This window comes from Actinoplanes hulinensis (assembly GCF_019429605.1).
GTDB classification, from domain to species: Bacteria; Actinomycetota; Actinomycetes; order Mycobacteriales; family Micromonosporaceae; genus Actinoplanes; species Actinoplanes campanulatus.
In genome coordinates this window covers 225656-246939 of the sequence record NZ_JAHXZI010000013.1, presented here as the reverse complement: position 1 = coordinate 246939, position 21284 = coordinate 225656, and the positions used below count along the sequence as shown (strand labels likewise).

The 21284-nt window shown below is 70.7% G+C and carries 10 protein-coding genes; 3 read left to right on the top strand and 7 right to left on the bottom strand.

Annotated features, from left to right (window positions below; genetic code table 11):
* Positions 1 to 117: 117 nt before the first annotated feature.
* Positions 118 to 2373 carry a beta-L-arabinofuranosidase domain-containing protein gene (locus tag KZ829_RS25070; protein ID WP_220146354.1) on the bottom strand — a complete coding sequence of 752 codons (2256 nt, stop codon included), beginning with the start codon at positions 2371 to 2373 and terminating at the stop codon, positions 118 to 120.
* A gap of 305 nt (positions 2374 to 2678) precedes the next feature.
* On the opposite strand from KZ829_RS25070, the gene KZ829_RS25065 reads away from it, so the two are divergent.
* Both KZ829_RS25065 and KZ829_RS25060 read left to right on the top strand, forming a co-directional pair.
* Positions 2679 to 4853 (top strand): putative bifunctional diguanylate cyclase/phosphodiesterase, encoded by a 2175-nt coding sequence (locus tag KZ829_RS25065; RefSeq protein WP_246636200.1) that lies wholly within the window; start codon positions 2679 to 2681, stop codon positions 4851 to 4853.
* A gap of 9 nt (positions 4854 to 4862) precedes the next feature.
* Entirely contained in the window at positions 4863 to 5762 is a 900-nt protein-coding gene (locus tag KZ829_RS25060; protein WP_220146352.1) for a DUF1295 domain-containing protein, read from the top strand.
* Here KZ829_RS25060 and KZ829_RS25055 read toward each other — a convergent pair.
* Complete coding sequence (locus tag KZ829_RS25055) at positions 5753 to 6442, bottom strand: histidine phosphatase family protein (protein ID WP_220146351.1); 690 nt, start codon at positions 6440 to 6442, stop codon at positions 5753 to 5755. The two genes, KZ829_RS25060 and KZ829_RS25055, sit on opposite strands and share 10 nt — an antisense overlap.
* A gap of 155 nt (positions 6443 to 6597) precedes the next feature.
* Here KZ829_RS25055 and KZ829_RS25050 point away from each other — a divergent pair, with 155 nt between their 5' ends.
* Positions 6598 to 8439: a PAS domain-containing hybrid sensor histidine kinase/response regulator family protein gene (locus KZ829_RS25050; RefSeq protein WP_220146350.1), complete on the top strand. Its 1842-nt coding sequence runs from the start codon at positions 6598 to 6600 to the stop codon at positions 8437 to 8439.
* A 52-nt stretch (positions 8440 to 8491) separates the two neighbouring features.
* Here the strand turns inward: KZ829_RS25050 and KZ829_RS25045 are convergent, their stop codons facing one another.
* The 5 genes from KZ829_RS25045 to KZ829_RS25025 form a co-directional block, all read right to left on the bottom strand.
* The gene (locus KZ829_RS25045; protein WP_220146349.1) at positions 8492 to 9433 is read right to left on the bottom strand and encodes a COG1361 family protein; all 942 of its coding nucleotides are present in this window, start codon (positions 9431 to 9433) and stop codon (positions 8492 to 8494) included.
* 109 nt (positions 9434 to 9542) lie between these two features.
* Positions 9543 to 10145, bottom strand: a complete 603-nt coding sequence (locus KZ829_RS25040) for a hypothetical protein (protein ID WP_220146348.1) — start codon at positions 10143 to 10145, stop codon at positions 9543 to 9545.
* 14 nt (positions 10146 to 10159) lie between these two features.
* On the bottom strand, positions 10160 to 13135 hold the full coding sequence (locus tag KZ829_RS25035; protein ID WP_220146347.1) for an OmpL47-type beta-barrel domain-containing protein: 2976 nt from the start codon (positions 13133 to 13135) through the stop codon (positions 10160 to 10162).
* 136 nt (positions 13136 to 13271) lie between these two features.
* Complete coding sequence (locus tag KZ829_RS25030; RefSeq protein ID WP_220146346.1) at positions 13272 to 18719, bottom strand: galactose-binding domain-containing protein; 5448 nt, start codon at positions 18717 to 18719, stop codon at positions 13272 to 13274.
* A gap of 25 nt (positions 18720 to 18744) precedes the next feature.
* Positions 18745 to 21258, bottom strand: a complete 2514-nt coding sequence (locus tag KZ829_RS25025) for a beta-L-arabinofuranosidase domain-containing protein (protein WP_220146345.1) — start codon at positions 21256 to 21258, stop codon at positions 18745 to 18747.
* Positions 21259 to 21284 lie beyond the last annotated feature (26 nt).

The window sequence follows — 21284 nt, the reverse complement described above, 5'->3', positions numbered from 1 at the left end:
TTCGGGGTAAGGGTGACGTCACCGGATCAGCCCGGCGGCGGCCGACGGCCGCGCCGGGGCAGGCGGCCGCGCGCTCGCCACGGTGACGCTTCGTAGCCCGTACTAAATGATGGTCTTCTAAGCGAAGCGCCAGAGGTTGTCGGCGCTGCCGTTGTCGGGGTCCTGGACGGCCTGGACGCCCCATGCGGTGCCGCCGTTGAGGACGGCGAGGAGTTTGCCGCTGTTCACGTTGCGGATCTTGTAGAGGCCGCCGCCCTGGTCGACGAGGGTCCAGCGGTGGTCGGCCGTGCCGTTGTCGTCCCATTGCAGGACGCGCGCGTTGTCGGCGGTCGACATGTTCTCGACACCGAGGACCTTGCCGCTGTTGACGTTGCGGAAGCGGACCGCGGTGCCGTCGGTGATCCGGACCCAGCGGTGGTCGAGGGTGCCGGTGTCACCCCAGGTGACGGCGAGGCCGCCGTTGGCGGTCGACATGTCCTGTATGCCGAGGACCAGGCCGGTGGCGTTGTTGACGATCTTGTACGTGGCCGTGGTGAGCCAGTACACGCTGTAGTTGAAGCCGTGTGCGTCGTAGAACGGCACCAGGTTGACGGTGGCCCCGTTGGCGGTGGCGCTCGTCCGGGTGACGGAGGAGACGGTGAGCGCGGGCGGGGCGCTGAGGGCGGTGTCCCCGTAGTTTCCGGCCAGCACAGTCGGCCCGTAGGTGATCGCCTGGACGTCCGGGTTGTCGGGCGCCGGCCGCAGCACGATCCGCATCGGCAGCCGGACCGTGATCGTGTCGCCGGCCGCCCAGGTGCGGGTGATCGTGGCGTAGCTGCCGGGGGTGGCGGTGACCGACTGGGCGACGCCGTTGACGCTGATGGCGGCGCTGCTGGTCCACGACGGGATCCGGACACGGATGCTCCACGAGCCGCTCATCGTCCCGGAGAGGGTGAGGGTGCTGGTGTCGCCCGCCGGGAAGGTGGTGGTCTGGGTGACCGTGATCCCGCGCTGCGACCAGGTGAGCACCGACGGGGCGTAGAGGTTCACGGTCAGCGTGGTGCCGCTGTAGAAGTAGATCGACTCCATGAGCCGTGTGTTGACCTCGACGCCGGTGCCCTGGCAGCACCAGAACGTGCCGTAGTCGGTGGACCAGGTGCCGCCGCCCCAGGCCGGGCCGACACCGCGGCGGCCGCCGGACCGCAGTGGCGTGAAGTAGGTGACGTGGCCGTAGTTGGACGCCGGGTTCTGCGCGCCGAGCACGTGGTTGAGCAGCGCCTGCTCGTAGAAGTCGAAGTAGGCGGCCCGGTTCGGGTCGGTCACCCACAGTTCGCGGGTCAGCCTGAGCATGTTGACCGAGTTGCAGTGCTCGCACGTGTCGTCGGTCAGGTAGGAGGCGATCGCGTTGGCCGGCCGGAAGTGCTCCGCCTGACTGTTGCCGCCGATGGCGTAGGTGTGCGCGCCGACCGTGATGTTCCAGGCGTTGCGGGCGATGTCCAGGTAGCGGGTGGTCCCGGTGGCCTTGTACTCGCGGGCCGCGCCGATCCACTTGGGCACCTGCGTGTTGGCGTGCAGGCCGTTGAGCGCGTCGGTGCCGGCGGCGAGCGGGGTGAAGACGGATGCGTGGTCGAACCGCTGGGCGACGGTCAGCCAGCGCGCGGTGCCGGTCTGCTGGTAGAGGTCGGTGAGGACGGCGTTCATCCCGCCGAACTCGGTGCCGAGCATGGCCTGCATCCGAGAGGACGACAGAGCGGCGGTACGGGTGTCGACCCATCCGGCGAGCTTGAGCAGCACGTCGCGCGCCTGGGTGTTGCCGACGTACCGCCACACGTCGAGCAGCCCGGCCATCGTCTTGTGGATGCAGTAGTACGGCACGTTGCCGTTGGTCAGGGTGCGGTTCTCGACCGCCGTGATGTCGGCCTCCGGGAAGCCGGACAGGTAGCCGCTGGCCGCCTGGCATTTCGCCAGCTCGGCGACCATGTAGTTCGCCTTGTCGCGGCAGACGGTGTCCCCGAGGATCGCGTAAGCCTGCGCCCATGCGGTCAGGAAGTGGCCCTGCACGTGGGAGCGGAACGGGAAGGTCGGCGCGTCCCAGCCGCCGTTGGCCGCGGCGCCGCCGGTGGACTGGCCGTGGTTGGCGCGGAAGACGTAGAGCAGCCGGTCGACGTCGATGAACCGCAGGTAGTTGAGCGTGCGGGTCTGGTTGTCCATGAGCCGGCCGGCGGTGAGCCGCACCTGCCCGAGGGGGAACGGGTAGGCGGAAACGCCGAGGTCGGAGCGGGCGGGTGGCAGTTCGGCGGCCGCGGCGGGGCTGCCGGAGCCGGTCGTGGCGACGACGGCGCCGCCGAGGGCGGCGCCCAGCAGGCTGCGGCGGGTGAGGGGGAGCGGGGACATCGGGAGGACTCCGATCTGGGGCGGATTCCGGGTACGACGGCACGCGCCTTTCGGCGGTACACGGCGGGAGGCTTTGCTACCGGCCGATGTTATCGATAACAATGAAGGTGTCAAGGTTTATCGATCTAGAAACATTTTGATGCCATCACGTCCGTCACAGGACTCCGCAGATTACAGAAACGTGAATGTGATCGTTATACAAGAGGGTCGGCGCACCACCCACCTCTCAAGTGGGTCCCGGCGCGACCGATGGTCAGCCCATGGGGCCGGGTAACCGATGGTGGCGGTGGTGGACGGCGGGCGGCATGTTCGCGACCGTGGGCTACTACCTGCTGCCCGCGGACAGTCCGCTGTCAAACATCGGCTACAGTGTCGTCGGGCTCCTCGCCGGGCTGGCCATCCTGGTCGGCGTGCGCTGGAACCGGCCACCGCGCCCGGCCGCGTGGGCCCTGTTCGCGGCTGGGATATCGCTCTCCGCTCTCGGCGATCTCGTCTGGTGGTACCTGGAGTACGTCCGGCACGAGGAGCCGTACCCGTCGGTGGCCGACATCCTCTACCTCGGCGCGTACCCGCCCCTGATCGCCGGGCTGTTCCTGCTGCTGCGCGGCCGCCGCGGCCGGGACACCGGCGGCCTCATCGACGCGTCCATCGCCGCCCTCGGGCTCAGCCTGGTGCTGTGGGTGTTCGTCCTGCACCCGGTCGCCGCCGGGGAGTCGGCGTCGCTGCTGGAGAGCGGGGTCAGCACCGCCTACCCGGCACTGGACATGCTGCTGCTGGTGATGGTCGCCCGGCTGCTCCTCGGCGCCCGCGCCCGGTCGGTCAGCTCCGACCTGCTCGGCCTGGCGGCCGGGCTGCTGCTCGTGGCGGACATCGCGTTCTCCGTGCTGAGCCTGCATTTCGACTACGACGGGCGCGGACTCGACTGGACGTGGCTGCTGGCCTACGTGGTGTGGGCCGCCGCCGCGCTGCACCCGTCGATGGCGACGGCCGAGACCGGGGACCGGCCCGAGGCGGCCCCGGCGGGCCGCGGCCGCCTGGCCGTCTCCGCATGCTGCGCGGTCCTCCCGCCCACCCTGCTGTTCATCCCCACGGTCGGCGCCAACCAGGTCGACCGGGTGGTCATCGCGGCCGGCGCCATCGTGCTGTTCGCGCTCGGGGTGGCCCGGATGGCCGGCGTCATGCGCCAGGTGCACCGGCAGTCGGCCGAACTGCGGCGCCTGGCGAACCAGGACGACCTCACCGGCCTGCACACCCGGCGCCACTTCCAGCAGGCCCTCCGCGACGCGCTGGCCACCGGCCGCCCGCAGGTGATCCTGGTCGGACTCAACGACCTGAGCAGCGTCAACGACGAGCTCGGGCCGGTGGCCGGTGACCACGTCATCGTCCGGATCGCCGAGCGGGTGCGCATGCTGGCCGGCCCGCAGGCGCTGGTGGCCCGGCTCAGCGGCGACGAGTTCGCCGTGCTGCTGCGCGACGCGCCGCACGCCGAGGCGGACGCGGTCGCCGGCCGGATGATCGGCGCGGTGCACTACCCGGTCCGGTCGGACGACTACGAGGTGCTGGTCGGCGCCGCGATCGGGGTCGCCGACTCCGGCGGCGCCGACGATCCGGTGGAGGTGCTGCGCCGCGCCGGGGTGGCCATGTGCGTGGCCAGGCGGACCGGTGAGACCTACGCGCGGTGGACCCCCGCGGCCGACGAGCGGTCGTCGGAGCAGGCCCGGCTGGGCGCGCAGATCCGGCACGGGCTCGACACCGGCCAGTTCCAGGTGGTGTACCAGCCGATCGTCAGGCTGCCCGAGTGCCGGGTCGTCGCGGTGGAGGCCCTGGTCCGGTGGCGGCATCCGCAGCGTGGCCTGATCAGCCCGGCCCTGTTCATCCCGGTCGCCGAACGCAACGGCCTGATCGTGGAGCTGGGCGCGTGGATCCTGGAGACGGCGTGCGAACGGCTGGCCCGGTGGACCGCCGAACTGGGGCCGCTCGCCCCGGACCGGATAAGTGTCAACGTGTCGGCCCGTCAACTGGCCCGCTCCGGGTTCGCGACGTCGGTGGCGGCGGTGCTCGCCCGTACCGGTCTGGCTCCGCACCGTCTCACCGTGGAGGTGACCGAGACGGCCGTGTTCGAGGGCGGGCCCGCGGTGGCGGCCCTGCACGAGTTGCGGGCCCTGGGCGTACGGATCGCTCTCGACGATTTCGGCACCGGGCACTCGTCGCTCGGGCTGTTGCAGAGCGTGCCGGTCGACGTGCTGAAGATCGACAAGTCGTTCGTCGACCGGGTCACCGAAGCCGGCCGGCACGCGGTCATCGCGGAGGCGATGATGCAGGTCACCTCGGGTCTGGGGCTGGACGCGGTGGCCGAGGGCGTGGAGACCGCGGAGCAGGCCGAGGTGCTCTACCGGCTCGGTTACCGGCTGTTGCAGGGCTATCACTTCGGCCGTCCGGCCGAAGAACCGGACTTCACGGTACGGGTGGTGCACGCCTAGTCTCGTCCTATGTCGACGGGCCGGGACCGGGCGGTGGGGTTCGCGGTGGTGACGGCCGCCTACCTGGCGGCCGGGCTGGTCGCGTGGGCGGTCGTGGCCGTGGCGCGTGGCCCGCACCCGTTGCTGCTCACCTTCTACGCCGACCTGGCCGCCACCGTCGTGGTGTTCGCGGCCAGCATGCTCGTCGCCAACGCCAGCCTCTACGACCCGTACTGGAGCGTCGCCCCGGCCGTGATCGTGACCGCCTGGGTGTGGTGGCACACCGGTGGCGAGAGTTCGGCGGTGACCGGGCGGCAGACGGCCGTCCTGCTGCTGGTGCTCGCCTGGTCGATCCGGCTGACCGCCAACTGGGCGTCGTCGTGGCGCGGCCTCGACCACGAGGACTGGCGTTACGTCCGGCTGCGCGAGCGGCGACCGCGCGGCGTCCCGTGGTGGCTGGTCAACCTGGCCGGCATCCAGCTCATGCCCACGCTGGTGGTCTTCGCCGGGCTGCTCGCCGTCTGGCCCGCCGTGACGGTGACCGGCCGGTCATGGGGGCCGCTCGACGTGGTGGCCGTCGCGGTCACCGCGGCCGCCGTGCTCCTGGAGGCGACCGCCGACCGCCAGTTGCAGCGGTTCACCCGGGATCCCGCCAACCGGGGCGGCATCATCGACCGCGGCGTGTGGCGGTACTCGCGGCACCCCAACTATCTGGGCGAGATCCTCTTCTGGTGGGGGATGTGGCTGTTCGCCCTGGCCGCCGCCCCGGACTGGTGGTGGACCGTGGCCGGCCCGGTCACCATGGTGCTGCTGTTCACGTTCGTCAGCATCCCGATGATGGACGAGCGCTCACTGGTCCGCCGTCCCGCCTACGCCGAGCACATGCGCCGTGTCCCGGCGCTGCTGCCCCGCCCGGTCCGTCACCGGTAGGTCAGCAGCCGCCGGTCGGCCTCCAGGTGCGGATGCTCATTGAACGTCGACAGGGACAGACCGCGGCTCCCGGCGATCACTTTCGTCACGCCGGTGTTGACCGAAACCCGGTTGAAGGCCGCCCATCCGGCCACCGACCCGGTGGTGAGCAGCGTGGCCGCCATCGCGATCGGCCCGCCCGAGCTGACCACGAGCACCTCTCGGTGCGCACGCAGCAGCGCCTCGGCCGACGCCAGTGCGGCGGCCACCCGGCTCTGGAACGCCGGGAACGACTCGCCGTACTCCGGATCGTGGTCGCCCGACGCCCACCGCGTGGTGGCCGCCTCGAAGATCTCCTGGAAAGCCCGGTCCGGGCGTGCCTCGCGCGCCAGCTCGGCCGCCATCGCGGCGCGGTCCCGGAACAGCGGCCGGTGGATCTCCACGACGTGCTGGAAGTCGAACTCGTCCCAGCCCGGGTCGATCGCCACGTCGACCGACATGGCCAGGCCGTCGAGGATCCCGGCGGCGGTCTCGGCGTGCCGGCGCAGCGCGCCCCGCACCAGCAGGGCGGGGCGGACACCCCGATCGGAAAGCAATTTCCCGAGGGTACGGGCCTGTTCGTGCCCAAGCGGGGAAAGCGCGTCGTAGTCGTCGGCGCCGAACGACGCCTGACCGTGGCGGACGAGCAGCAGACGGGCCACCGGCACCGGTCCTTCGGATAGCGGGCGAGGGGTTCCGCTGCACCCTACGACAGGATCACCACGGGGAGTCGGGCCGCGGCGCTGGTTTCCAGGTTCCGGGTCTGAGGTGGCGAAACCGGGCATAGCCTACCTGCATCCGGAAAGGGGGCCGGACGATGAGGCGACCGAAAGTCACGCCCGGGGTCGTCGGGGCCTTCATGGCCGTGACGGTGCTGGCGGTGTTGTCCGCTCTCTCGCCGCCCCGGATGCTCATCTTCGGGGTGCTGGCGGTGGGACCGGCGCTGGCCGCCGCCACCGCCAGTCCCCCACTGGTGCTCGTCATCGGCGCCTACGCGGGTGCCGCCGCCCTCGCGATCTCCACCTGGCAGGGGATGTTCGGCTCGCCCGACCAGATCCTGCGGCTGTTGACGGTGGCCGTCGTCACGGCCATCGGCTGGCTGATCGCCCGCCATCTGCGCGCCCTGCTAACCGCCCGGTCCGCCGCGACCGGCGAACGGGAGATGCTGGGCGCCCTCGTCGAACAGTCGGCCGACGCGATCATCGTGACCGACCTCGCCGGCACCGTGCGTATCTGGAACGCCGGTGCCGAGAAGATGTACGGCTACCAGGCGAGCGAGGTCATCGGGCACAGGTTCACCAAGATCCTGCCCGCGGAGCGGCTGCCCGTCTTCGAACATGCCCAGGCCATCCTTGCCACCGGGGAACACCTGCGCCTCGACGAGAGCCGGCGGTTCCGCAAGGACGGCTCGGAGATCGTGGTGTCGGTCACGGTCGCACCGATTCGCGACGACTCGGGCAGGGTGGTCGCGACGGCCGCCACCGAACGCGACATCACCACCCAGAAGCGGCTCGAGGCCGAGGAGAAGCTGGCCATGGAACGCTCGGCGCGGGCCAAGCGGATGGAGAGCCTGGGGCAGCTGGCCGGTGGCGTGGCGCACGACTTCAACAACCTGCTGGCGATAATCCTGAACTACGCCGACTTCCTGACCGACGAGGTGACCGCCAAGGGCGACAAGGACCTGGCCCGGATCCGCAACGCCGCCGAGCGGGCCCGCGATCTGACCGGGCAGCTCCTGCTCTTCGCCAAACGGGAGCCGACCCAGGTGGAGACGGTCGATCTGAACGAGGTCGTCGGCTGTTCCGGCGAACTGCTCCGGCGCAGCATCGCCGCCAACATCCAGTTGGTCTGCCGCCGGCAACCCGAGCCACTGCCGGTCCGCGCCAACCGGGGACACCTCGATCAGATCCTGCTCAACCTGATCGTGAACGCCCGGGACGCCATGCCCGACGGCGGCGTGGTCGTGATGGAGACGGACCAGCCCTCCGGCGGCAACGCGCGGCTGACCGTCAGCGACACCGGCTGCGGCATGACCGCCGAGGTGCGCGACCGGCTCTTCGAGCCCTTCTTCACCACCAAACCCGCCGATCAGGGCACCGGGCTCGGCCTGGCCACGGTGTACGGCATCGTCACCGACGCGGGCGGGCAGATCAGCGTGGACTCGTCGCCGGGCGTCGGCACGACCTTCCAGATCCTGCTGCCGCTGGCGCCCGAACCGGCGGACCGGGTTCCCGACGTGGACGACAGCCCGGCGAACGGCCACGGCGAGCACGTGGTGGTGATCGACGACGAGGAGCACGTCCGCGATCTGGTGGTCCGGATCCTGGAACAGAACGGCTACCGCGCCACGGTGTGGCTCAACGGCTCACCACCCGGCGACGAACCGGACGACGTGGCCCTGCTCGTCACCGACATCGTGCTGCCCGGCCGCTCCGGCCCGGCGATCGCCGAGCGGTTGCGGGTCCGTCATCCGGAGCTGCCGGTGCTGTTCATGTCCGGTTACGGCGACGACGACCTGCGCCGCCGCTACGACCTGGACTCGGCCCGCATCGTCCAGAAACCGTTCACCGCCGTGGAACTGCTCGCGGCCGTCGGGGACGCGCTCTCCGGCGAGACGCTGGATCAGCAGAGCCGGGACAGCTCGTCGCGGGTCGCGTGACTCGGTTCGAACGCGTTTCCACCAGCTCCCACGGCGAGCCGGGAGCGCCAGTTCACGGGGTGGTGGCGCCCGCTGAGCGGCGACCTTCCAGGCGGGCCTGTTCCAGCAGCCGTTTCAGGCGTGCCCGCCTCATCCGGGCCAACAGGATCAGGACGGCGACGGCCGCGAGGGCGAGCACCTGCGGCCACGGGAGTGCCCAGGTGGTCACCGTGACCGTGTGGGGTTCGGCGGCGGCGCCGGGGACCACCGGCGTGAGGGTGAGGGTGGTCCGGATCCGGCCGAGGGGCCAGGACTCCGCCGCGGCCGTGGCGGTGCGGCTACCGCCGGGCAGGAGTTCGCCGAGATCGGCCCGGTTCCCGGCGACCCGGCCCTGGATTCCGGCGCGGACGTTGCCGGTGTTGGCGACGGTGTAGGCGACGTGCAGTGTGCCGGGTCGCAGCGGATTCCAGTTCGGCCGGAAACGGGTGGTCACCCCGAAGACGGCCAGCGCCGGCCGCAGCGTGCCGGAGGCGCGGAGCAGCACCCGGAAACCGACCCGGCTCTCCACCTGGACGGTGCCCCGCTTCCCGGCGATCGAGGCGGCGATCCCCGCCGGATGGTCACCGGGTGCGGCGTCGGCCGGAGCCGTGACGGTGAACGGCACCACCACGGTCCGGCCCGCCGCCACGGTCACCGTCTCCTGGACGCTGATCCAGGTTCCGCCGTCCGCCGATCTCCGGTCCGAGGGCAGCATGTTGAACCGGCCGTTCTCGGTGAGATAGCCGTCGGCGGCCTTGAGCGCGAACACCGCCGTGGCGTCGCCGAGGTTGCGGACGGCCAGATGGTCGGTGACCGTCCCGCCCGGGTCGAGGGTGTGCTCGGCCCACCGCCGCCCGTCCGGGCCGTTCGTGCCGGCGGGCTGGACGGTCCAGGTGACGGTGGCCGGCGCGGCCGCCGCCGGGGTCGCGGGTGACAGCACGGCCAGGCAGGCGAGGACGGCGACGGCACGGCGCATGGCGGCTCCTGTTCGAAAATCGGTCCAGCTCGGAAATCGGTGGTCCTGCTCGGAATCGGTCCTGCTCGGAATCGGTCCTGCTCGGAATCGGTCCTGCTCGGAATCGGTCCTACTCGAAGAGGGACAGGGTCAGGGTGGAGTGGTAGGAGCCGGCCGCCACGTCGGCCGGGGTGCGCAGGTACAGGTCGGCGTCGACGGTGTAGGCGCCGCCGGTCACCTCCGCCGAGTCGTAGGTGGACACCAGCAATTCCTGGTCGACGAGGCCGACGTTGTTGCCCGGCTGGGTGGGATCGTCGAGAACGGTCACCACCTCCTCGCCCTCGGCGACCAGCCCGGTACCGCCGCCGTCGATGAGCCTCGGCTTCCAGCCCAGGTGCCCGGCGCTGATCGGGGCCTGCCCGGCGGTTCCGGCGAAGTCGCCCGAGCTGCCGAGCACCGCCCACGACGATCCGGCGGGAATCTCCTCCAGCGTGCGGGTGTCGGTGACGGTGACCGTCGGCAGGCGGCCGGTGAACTGGCGTACCAGCAGGTCTGAGCCGTTCTCGGTGAGCGCCACGGCGTCACCGGCGACGGACAGGGCGAGCACGCCGGGTTCCTCGATCTCGGGGATTTGGACGGTCACCTCGACCTCGGCCTCACCGGGATCGGCGCTCGCGGTGGCCGGGAGAGCGGTCGCCGCGGCGAGCACCGAGCAGGCGACGGCAACCGGCATTCTTCTGATCAATTTCAGCCTCCACAGGAGTGGGCGGGATAGGTGGTGGCGGTTCCGTTGACGGTCACGGCGCCGTCCGGCACCGAGACGGCACGCGCGGGGAAGCTCTGATAGACGCTCACGCCGGGTGCGACCGCGGCGAAGACCCGTTTCCCGTACGCGGTGACGACCTCGATGTCGAGTGCCGCCGTGTGGCCGTTGCGGGCGGTGACGGCGAGATAGACCTTGCCGGCGATGCAGCGCGGCTGGGCGGTGGCGGTGAGCGCGTGTTCCGCGGCGAACGCCCGCCACTCGGTGACGGCCACCGCCGAGTACGTGCTGCCGTTGCCGTCGGCGCTGATCATGGCCCGCAGCCGGGCGGTGACCACCGGATCGAAGGTGACCCGGTTGAACGCCGTGGTGGCGGTGCCGTAGCCGGTGGCTCCGGTGACGTCCTGCCAGCCGGTGCCATCCCAGTACTGGAGGATCCAGCCGGAGGGTTCGGCGACGCCGTTTCCGGTGCCCTGGTCGACGTCCCGCCAGAACCTGATCTCGGCGCCGGTGAGCCGAACCGGCCGGGACCATTCGTACTGGATCCATTGCGACTCCGGCCGGGTGCCGGACCAGGTGCCCCAGATCTGGGCCTGTGACGGCGACGCCGGGTCGGAGTCGTCGTTGAGGGCGGTGAGGCTGTTCCATCCGGCCGTGTAGGAGGCGGTCCCGGCCGCGATCGGGCCGACGTTGCCGTTGAGTGGCTCGGACAGGTCGGCCGGGATGACCACGGTCCGCGCGGTCTCCAGGTTCCCGGCCCTGTCGACGGCCCGGTACGACACGGTGTGCTTGGCCGCGTCGGGGGCGCTGACCGGCCCGCTGTAGACGGTCCACGGTCCGGTGCCGACGGCGTATTCGACGCGGTCCACCCCGGAGGTGGCGTCGGTGGCGGTGACGGTCACCTTCCGGTCGGCCACCGCGGCGCTGCTGACCGGGTTGGTGGCGTCGACGTCGACCGTGCGGGAGACCGGAGGACTCGTGTTCCCGGCCCGGTCGGTGGCGGTCGCGGTGACCGTGTGGCGGCCGTCGCCGGTGACCGTCACCTCGGCGGAGCGGACCGGTTCGGCGGTCTGCGGTGTGCCGTCGTCGACCGTGGTGACGATCCGCATGCGGCCGCCGCGGTCGTCGGCGGCGCCCGCCCGTACCCGGACGGAGGAGCGGAACCACCCGGCGGCGCCCGCCGAACCGCTCGCGGTGAGCACGACGGACGGTGGGGTTCGATCTCCTTCGGTGTCGCCCGGCGAGATCACGGTGACCGGTGCGGTGACAGTCCCGGCCGCGTATCCGAGGACGCTGCCGCTGACGCCGAGGGTGCCCGGCTGATCAGCGGTGATCGGATCCCAGTGGACCGGGACCTGCAACGTCTCCGATCCGAACGTGACCGGAACGGACCCGGGCAGCTCGTTCTCGCCGACCTCGACGGTGATCGGCGGCGGGGTGATCGTGGCGGGCTGCGCCGCGAGGATCTTCCACTCCTCGACGGCGACGGCCGAGTAGGTGCTGCCGTTGGTGGACGCGTCGAACACGGCCCGGACCTGGGTGGTGGTGACCGGGTCGAACGTCGTGTCCTGGAAGCCCTGGGTGCCGGTCGGATGGCCACTCGGATTGGGCACGTCCGTCCACTGCCCGTTCCAGTACTGGATCTTCCAGCGGGCCGGTGCGGCGACACCGACGCCGGTGCCCTGCGGCTGATCGTTCCAGAAGTCGATCTGCGAACCGGTGATCCGCATCGGCTGGTCCCAGGTGTACTGGATCCACTGTTGAGGCGGGTTGCCGCCGGTCCAGGTGCCCCACATGTCCGGTGGCAGCGGGTTGGCGCGGACGATCTCGTCGTTGAGCGCCTTCACCCAGTACTGGGTCGGCACCGGCTCGTTGGAGACCGTCACCGTGGCGGCCTGGGCGATGTTGGCGCGCGGCGTGCGGTCGGCCTGTTTCGGTGGTGTCGGCACGACCGGCCTGATCCGCGGAGGCGACTGGGTGTCGTCCCACACGACCCGGTCGATCGCCACCGACCTGCGGAAATGACCGCCTCCGACGGCATCGGCGGTGTGGTAGACGAGATACCACTGGCCGTTGAACTCGACGAGTCCCGGGTGGCTGGTCGTGGAAGAGACAGGTGGCAGGATGATGCCGCGGTAGGTCCACGGTCCGGCCGGTGCGGTGGCGGTCGCATAGGCGATGCAGGCGTGATAGTGCGCCGGGGTACAAGCGCCGGCGTTGTTCCCGGCGTAGGCCAGGTAGTAGGTGTTCCCCCGTTTGAACAGCCAGGACGCCTCGAAGAACCCGGTCAGACCGGTGACCGCCCGCTGGGTGCCGACCGGCGTCTTCATGTCGGCGTGGAACTCCAGCATCCGCAGCTGGCCGAAAGTGCCCCAGTAGACGAAGACCCGCTGCCCCTCCACCAGGATCGTCGGGTCGATGTTCTCGATGGTGTTGGCTGTCGGGGTGCGCTGCGAGATCAGCGGTCCGCCGATGTGGTCGGTCCACGGCCCGGTCGGCGTGCCGGAGACGGCCACGCCGACGGCGAAGGTGTTTGCGGCCGTCGAGTCGCGTTCGCTGACCGGGACGTACCAGTAGTAGCGGCCGTCCGGGCCCTGCACGACCTGGCCGGCGTAGGCGCGGCCGGGGGTGGCCCAGGCGAAGACCTGCTCGGGCCGCATCAGCGACGGAAAATGCGTCCATTCGCCTTCGGCGACATCGGAGGTACGGAACGCGCCCCATTCGTTCATGACGAAGTCGTTGACCGCGGGCCCGGCCTCGTCGTGGCCGGTGTAGACGTAGAGCTGCCCGTCGGCGACCAGGGGCGCCGGGTCGGCGGAGTGGTAGGAGCCGTCACCGAGGATCGGATTGACGGTGTTGGTGAAGGTGTATGGGTCGGCCGCCCGGGCCGGTGCTGCGGGTGCTGCGAGCAGCAGCCCGGCCGCGACCAGTCCTGCGACCGCTGCTCGGAGCGGTCTCATGGCGATTCCTGTCGGAGTCGGGGTGGTGGCGCCCGCTCGTGGGCGCCACCGCAACGTGGTCAATACGGCTCCTGGTCGCGGGCGCCGCCGTGACCGGTCACCGCGGCGCCCAGGACCGGGTGCCGCGGTGACCGGGTCAACCGCAGGTGATGGCGCTGTAGGGAGCTTCGACGGAGACGGTGTCAGCCCCGCCGGTGATCCGGACGGTGGCCGTGCCGGCCGCGACCGACGCCTGCCGCGTGTTGAAGGACTGATAGGCGGCCTTGCCCGGCGCAACGTTGACGACCGTCCGTGTCCCGTACGACGTGATCAGCTCAATGTTGAGTGGTTGATCGTCAATGTTGCGTGCGTTGACGGATATATACGCGTTGGCGCCGGTGCACTGCGCCTTGGCCTGGACCGTCACGTCGAACCCGGGCTCGACAGGGGCGGGAACGTCGTACACCTCCCACTCCTGTACACCCGGTGCACCCTTGCCCTCCTCGGCGCCACTGGCGGTCAACAGTGCCCGCAGCCGGGTGGTGGTGACCTTCGTGAAGGTCACCGTGTTCCATCCGGTTGCCGAGGTGCCGTAGGCACTGGGCGAGAGAACGTCCTTGAACGCGGCCCCGTCCCAGTACTGGAGCTTCCACGCGCTCGGCGGGGCGACACCCGCACCGGTGTCGTCGAGGTCCTCGGTGAACCAGATCCGGGTGCGGTCCACGGTCACCGGCGAAGCCCAGTCGAGCTGGATCCACTGTTCACCGACTTGCGGCCAGGTGTTCCACACGTCGGTGTCGGGCCCGGACGGCCCGGCAGGTGTGACCCCGTCGGCGATGTTGTCGACGGTGAGCCACCCCGGCGTGTACGAAGCCGAGGCCGTCCCCGTCCGTGCCACATTGACCGGCGCCTGTCCAGCCGGAACGTCGATGCTCCCGGCGTCGGAGGTGTTCCCGGCCCGGTCCACCGACCGGTAGCCGACCGTGGTGGCCGCCGACCCGACCGGCACGGCCCCGTTCGCCACCGTCCAGTCCTGGGTGACGACCCCACCGACGGTGAGCCGGTACTGCACCGCCCCGATCCCGGACAGCGCGTCCGTACCGGTGATCGTCACCGCCCGCGCCCCCGAGTCGAACGAGGCCGTGGCGGTGGGCTTGGTCCGGTCGATGCCGACGATCCGCTGCGTGACCGCCGAGACGTTGCCGGCGTCGTCGGTGGCCCGCCCCTTCACCGTGGTCTCGCCCTCGGCGGTGACCGTGACCGGCCCGCCGTAGTCGTCCCACTCCCCCGCCCCGACCGCGATCTCCAGGTCCGGTGAGGAGTCCCGGTTGTCCGTAGCGGAGAGCGTGACCTTGACGTTCCCACTGGTCCAGGCGTCAGCCGGGTCGGCCGTGAGAACAGCGACCGGCGGCGCGGTGTCATCCGGTCCACCCGCCCCGACCGTGACGGCCGCGACCGCGGGCTTGTCGGTTCCGGCCACCTGGCCGGTCACCTCGAAGACGCCCGCGGCCGCATATTCGGATGGGTCGATCGCCGCCCAGGTGACCCCGATGCCGCTCTGCCGCGACCCGTCGTTGTAGCCGACCGTGACCGTGGCGGGCAGCACCGGCGCCACACCGACGCGGGTGCTCACGGCCACCGGGTCGATCGTGTTGATCTGCACCGGATCACTGCCGCGCACCCAGACATGGGCCGAGGCGGTCAAGGTGGTCCCGGCGACGAACCCGGTGACCCGGAAGTCACCGATCTCGGCCACGCGGGAGGGGTCGACGGCACTCCAGGCGACCGCCACCGGCAGGCGTGCCCCGTCGGCGTAAGTGACCTCGACGGTCGCCGGAAGAGCAGGGACGACACCCACGGGGGTACGGACGTCGACGCCCTGAATCGACGACGACGCGGCCGCGTACACCCGCCATTCCGAGACCCCGACCGCCGACCAGGCGGTACCGGCCGTGTTCGGCAGGGCGTTGAAGGTGGCCCGCAGCCGGGTGGTGGTCACCGGGTCGAAGGTGACCTCGTTGGTGCGCCCGCGAACCGCCGGGTCGAAACCGCTCGCCCCGGTGACGTCCTGCCAGTTCGCGCCGTCCCAGTACTGGATCTTCCAGGACGTGGGCACGGACACGCCGCTGCCGCCGGTGGCGCTGTCCGACCAGAAGTCGACGGACGCCCGGTCGACGCGGACACCGGCCGCGAAGTCGTACTGCAACCAGCGGGTGGCCGGCTCGTTCCCGGTCCAGGTGCCCCACAGGTCGGTCTGGGCCCCACCGGCGAACAGTGGCGGTTTCCCGTCGTTGACCGCGTTCACGTTGTTCCACCCGGCCGTGTAGCCGGCCGAGGGGGTCGCGGTCGACGCCACGTTGATCTCGCCCTCGGCCAGGGCGGTGGCGTCGACGACCACGTCCCTGGTCGACTCGCCGACGGTTAGCCGCAGCGTGTACCGCCCGGAGACGGTGAACCGGGCGACCGTGCCGGGCGTGTTCGCCGGGTCGAAGGCGACCGTGCCGCCCTCCGGCCCGTCCACCATCGACCAGACCGAGGTCAGCGCGGCGCCGGGATTCCCGTCGTCCTGGGCGAGGCCGATCAGGCGCACCGATCCGGCCTGGCTGTAGGTGGAGTCGATCCACGCGTCCGCGAGGGGCGGCACCGAGGTCGGCTCGGGTGCCGCGACACCACTGTCGAACGCCTGAATCTCCTTGATGCCGGTCTTCGCGCCGGCCGCGTGCTGCACGGTGATCCGCAGTTTCTGCGCGGTCACCGCGGGGAAGCGGATCTGATTCAAATTCCCCCGGGGGTACGAGGGGAAGCGCGACTGGCCGGAAACGGTCTTCCACCCGGTTCCGTCGTCGTATTCGACGAGCAACTGTGCGGGCGGCTCGTACCCCTGTGCCGTGGCGGTGGTGGACGACTTGTAGAAGTGAACCCGCACGTCATCGACGCGGCGTGGCTCTTGCAGGTCGACCGTGATGGCGTCGCTGCCGGTGGACGATCCCGCCGTACCCCAGAAAGGCTCGTTGATCGTGGTGCCGTCGACCGCGCCCCCTGGTCCGCGGCCGGATGCCGAGAAGGTGGCGGTGACCGGCCGTCCCGCGGCGACGTTCGTGGCCGGGTCGGCGCCGGCCTTGGCCAGCACGTCGCTGATCCGGGCGTCGCCCGCGAAGGCCACCTCCTGCGGCGCTTTCACGGCGACCGCCGCTGAAGAAGACACGGTGATGCCGGGCGCCGCGGACACCTGCCCGGTGGCCGGGTCGTAGACGATCTTCCCGAGGCCGGAGGCGGTGAACGCGAGCTGCCCGTCGAGGTAGACCGAGTAGCCGTCCGGCGCCGAGTCGTAGTGGTCGGTCCCGCCGGGCGCGTCCCAGACCACGCTCAGGTCCCGGTCGCGGTAGCGGACGTTGTTGGCGGTGAAGTGGTCCCAGCCGATGTCGATCGGGTCCAGTTCGATCTTCGCGTCGTCGCGGGGCCGCAGCCCCATGGCGTCCTCGATGACGGTGAAGTTGGTGGCGCCCAGGATGGTGTGGTGGATCCAGGACCGGTAGCCGATGCTCTGGTTCGCGGCCGATCCGTCGGCCCAGAACTCGTTCTGGTCCGGGTACCGGTTGTCGCCGTTGCCCTGGTAGTGCGCCCAGGCGTTCCAGTAGAGCAGCTTCTTGTACCACTCCGCGTCGATGTAGCCGGTCGGGTAGTTGCGCAGCACCGACGACAGCATCCGGAACGTCACCGTCGAGTTGATCACCGAGAAGTTGTTGCTGCCCGGGTCGCCCTGCGCCGCGGCGGCCGCCTTGTCGGCCTGGTTGGCCGTGGTGAACGGGAAGATCGGGTACTGGGCGGCGTCGGCGAACAGGCGCAGCCCCTCGCGGTGTTCGGCGGTGTTCGGCATCAGCCCGACCGCGTACGGGTAGTAGTTGTTGATCTCCTTCCACGGCACCAGGTCACCGGACGCGACGTGCCGGTGTTTGAGCAGGTTGCCGTAGTGGCCCATCTCGTCGGGCGTGTCCCGGGCCGGCTCCCACAGGTGTTCCAGGACAGCGGCCCTGATGCGCTCGGCGAGGGCGTCCATCTCGGCGGCCTTCGCGGGGTCCCCGGCGGTCCGGTAGGCGGCGGCCGCGGCTTTCGCGTTCGAGTACAGGTACGCGTTCTCGGTGCGGTCCAGGTAGCCGGAGCGCCAGTCGAACGACACCGCGTCGGCGTCGTTGCCGGTCATGGCGCCCCAGTTGTATTCGATCAGGTCGTTGCCGTCGAAGTCGTAGGCGTCGAGCAGACCCTCCACGTCGTACTCGGCGTACCTGGCGAGATTGCGGGCGACCGCCGGTGGACCGCCGTGCAGCTGATAGGAACGCCAGGCCGCCTCGGAGATGTACTGGGTGTAGCTGTTGGACCAGTTCGCCGGGTCGCCCGGGTTGTCGACGTACTTGCCGCTCCTGGCCACCTCCCCGGCGGAGATCCACGGCCCGTAGGAGTAGACCGGATCGCGGAAGTACTTGAGGTCGTCGACGAACATGCCGACGGTCAGCACGATCGCGTTGTTGTAGCCGAGCACGCCCTCCATCGACGTCGGGAACTGGTAGTCGTTGCCCGGCAGGTCGGCGTCGAGGAAGTTGTACCGCATCAGCCACCAGCGGTAGAACAGCGTCTTGTCGATGTTGTCCTCGGGCGTGTCCAGGTAGGGCACGTTCTGCGCCCACCACCGGTTGTAAACGGTGACGTGCTCCCGGAACGCGTCCGCCGGCCTCAGCCCGCGGAACCGGGTGTACTCGCCCGCCGACGCCGGGACCTCCCGGGCGACGAACCCGAGCTGCACCTTCACCCGCACCGACCCGCTGGCCGGAACGCTCACGGTCCGCCGCAAGCTGCCATCGGCCGGCGCGAACCCGTCGCCGGAGAATCGCGGGAACAGGTCGGTCAGCTTGTTGAAGGCGCGCACCGCGCCGGCCAGTTCAGGATCAGACCCTTCGACGGTACGGGCGAACGGTGACGAGGCGACCAGCGTGACGTCCTCGGCCGTACCGTTGCCGCTGCTCACCTCGAGGTCGGTGACCGCGACGTTGGCGTCGGTGATGTATTTGGTCTGCACCACCCGCAGCCCGGCCGCGCTGTCGGTGAACACGCCCCGCCAGTAGCTGGGCGTCTGCTTCCGCTGGGCGGGATCCTCGGTGAGGGCCACCTCGGTGCCGCCGACCGACGCGGTGATGGTGTAGGCGCCCTGGCCACCGGCGATCGACTCGATGTAGGCGACCTCGCCGCCGAACCCGAGCATGCCCGGCTGGTGGGTCTTCATGAACAGGGCGCGGCCCCGGCTGAACAGGTACTGGTTGGCGTCGCCGTTGGAGCCACCCGGCTGGTTCCCGGTGCGTGCCAGCATCCGGTCGATCCAGAAGTCGTTGTCGGTGCTGCTGCCGGCGCCGGCGGCCACGTCGGCGTCGAAGATCGCCTGGAGCTGGTTGCGGGTGTGGTAGCCGGTGCGGTCGTCGGGCACCGGATTCGCGTCGCCTTTGAAGACCGGGTACGGGGTGGCGCTGTTCGGGGCGGCCTGGGCGGCGACCGGGGACAGAACGGTCAAGATGAGCAGGGCGGCGGTCGCCCCGGCTGTGTGGCGGGGTTTCGGCATGGCTCTTCTTTCAGGAGCGAGTCTCTCAGGAGCGGGCGCGGACGTACGCGTGATAGGCGGCCGTGTCGCCGAGGTAGAACGGCTCGAACGTGACGTCCCCGGTGGTGAACGTCATCGGCCGGTCGCCGGGCTGGACGGCCGCGGCGAGGTCGGCGGGCAGTTCCGGATAGGCGGTGCTCGCCGACTTGGCCACCAGGGCGATCGGGCCGTAGAGCAGGGCGTGCAGGCCCGGGTCGTCGAGGGTGGGCTCGACGCGCAGCCGGTAGGGGAAGCTCACCTCGACCCGGTCGCCGGTACGCCAGGAGCGCTCGAAACCGGCGTAGCCGTCGCTTCCCACCCGTACCCTCTGCTTCTTGCCGTTGATCGTGACGGCGAAGCCGGACCCGGCCCACGACGGCACCCGCAGCCGCAGGTCGAAGCGCGCGTTGCCGCTGATCGTGAGGGTGGTCGCCGGGGTGCGCGGATAGTCGCCGGCCTGGGTGACCGTGACCCGGCGCTCGGCCCAGCGCAGCGTCGACGGGATGTAGAGGTTGACGTGGAGCGCGTCGTCGCGCGCCGACCGGAAGTAGACGGTGTCCTGGTATTTGGTGTGGTTCTCCAGGCCGGTGCCGCCGCAGCAGGTGCCGATGTTGCCGTAGCCGCGCCGCGCGCCCGGCCCGACCGGGACCATGTAGGTGACCAGCGGGTCAGTGGTGCTGTCGGCGTCCCGTTTCGAGGCGAGGATCTGGTTGACCAGCGTCTTCTCGTAGTAGTCGAGGAACCGGGCGTCCGGGGTGTGCGCGAACAGGTTCCGGGCCACCTTGAGCATGTTGTAGGCGGCGCAGCTCTCCGCGTTGGTGGCGCCCACGATGCTGCCGGCGATCACGTCCCGGCCGCGGAACACCTCGCCCTGGCCGGTGCCGCCGTGCACGTAGGTGCGGTGACCGGCGACCATGTCGAAGAAGTTGGCGGCCGCGGTCCGGTAGCCGGTGCCCTCGCCCTGCTCGAACAGGCGCAGGTAGCCGAGGAACTGCGGGATGTGCTGGTTGGCGTGTTTCCCGTCGAGGGTGTCGGTTCCGGCCACGCAGTCGGCGAGCAGCCCGGTGTTGTCGAAGTACCGGGCGGTGGTGAGGAAGGTGCGGTCGCCGGTGAGGGCGGCCAGGTCGGCCAGCACCTCGTTCATGCCGCCGTACTCGCCGGCGATGTAGAGCGACCACATCCGGTCGAGCTGCTCGCGGGGCAGCCTCGACAGCCGGGAGTGCACCCACTCCCCCATGCCGCGGGCCACGTCGAGGGCGATGGCGTTGCCGGTGAGGGTGTGCGCGTCCAGCAACCCGCGCATGATCTTGTGGCAGGTGTAGTAGGGCGCCCAGATCGCGGGGTAGGTGACGTACTGCTCCAGCTGGATGAACTGGGTCTCCGGGTAGGCGGCCAGAAAACCGGCGTGGCTGGGGCCGGGCGGTCCGCCGGCGCCGGTGACGACGGCCGCGTCCCAGTTCCGGCCGGACGAGTCGGCGACCGTGGTCCCGCTGGTCTCGTCGAAGCGGTACCAGGCCAGATTGCCGGTGCTCGCCGCGATCTCGCCGGCGGTCAGCGCCCGGTCGAACAGGTGGAACCCACCGACGACCGCTTTCAGGCCGGCGTCGCCGTACTGGGAGCGGCCGATCCAGTTGTTCTTGGGCGCGCCCAGGTCGGCCGGGGTGAGCGTCATGGCCGGGTTGGTGCCGGCCGCCACCCCGTTGACATACAGAACACCCACCTGGCCGTCGAGGGTGACAGCGAGGTCGACCCATTCGCCGACCGGCAACGGGGTGGCGACCGGGATCCGCTGCTCGCCGCCGCTGCCGCTGGTGGTGATGGCGAACCGGGGGCCGGTGCCGTCGTGGACGGTCAGGAACATGTTGACGGCCGGGCCGGCCCCGAAGTCGAACGCCCGCGACCACGTCCGCAACTCGTTGATCTTGAGTCGGATGACGACGGTCGCCTGGGTCAGGCCGTCGATGGTGGCGTCCGGCAGGCCCACGTACTGGCCGTCGCCGGACAGCTCCAGACCCTCGCTCGTCCAGGTGGCCGGGGGCGGCGGCGTGCCGGGTTGACCGACCTGCCCGGCCCAGGCGTCCTGGCACTGCTGGAGCGCCGTGACGATGTAGTCGAGTTTCTCTTTGAAGACAGCCTCGCCGGTGCCCGCCCACGCCTGCGCGAGCAGGGACAGGAAGTGGCCGCTGTAGTGGCCGCGCAGATTGCCGGTGGCGTCGTCCCAGCCGCCGGGCGGGTGCGCGCCGAGGGTGTCCAATCCGGCGGCCGCCCGGAAATTGGCCAGGATTCGGTCGGCCGGGTAGGCGCGGGCGTAGGCGAGGATGCGGTCGCGTTTCTCGGTGAAGATGCTCGGGGCCAGGGTGACCCGGTCCAGGTCGAACGGGACGGCCTTCCAGGATTTCGGTACGGGCAGGCCGTTGACCTTCTTTCTGGACGACGCCGGGGACGCGGCGGCGGGGACGCCGAGGGTGGTGGCGCCGGCCGCGGCCGCGCCGATCTGGAGAAGGTGTCGACGGGAGATCACGGTGGCGCTCACTTCCGGTCGAGGGG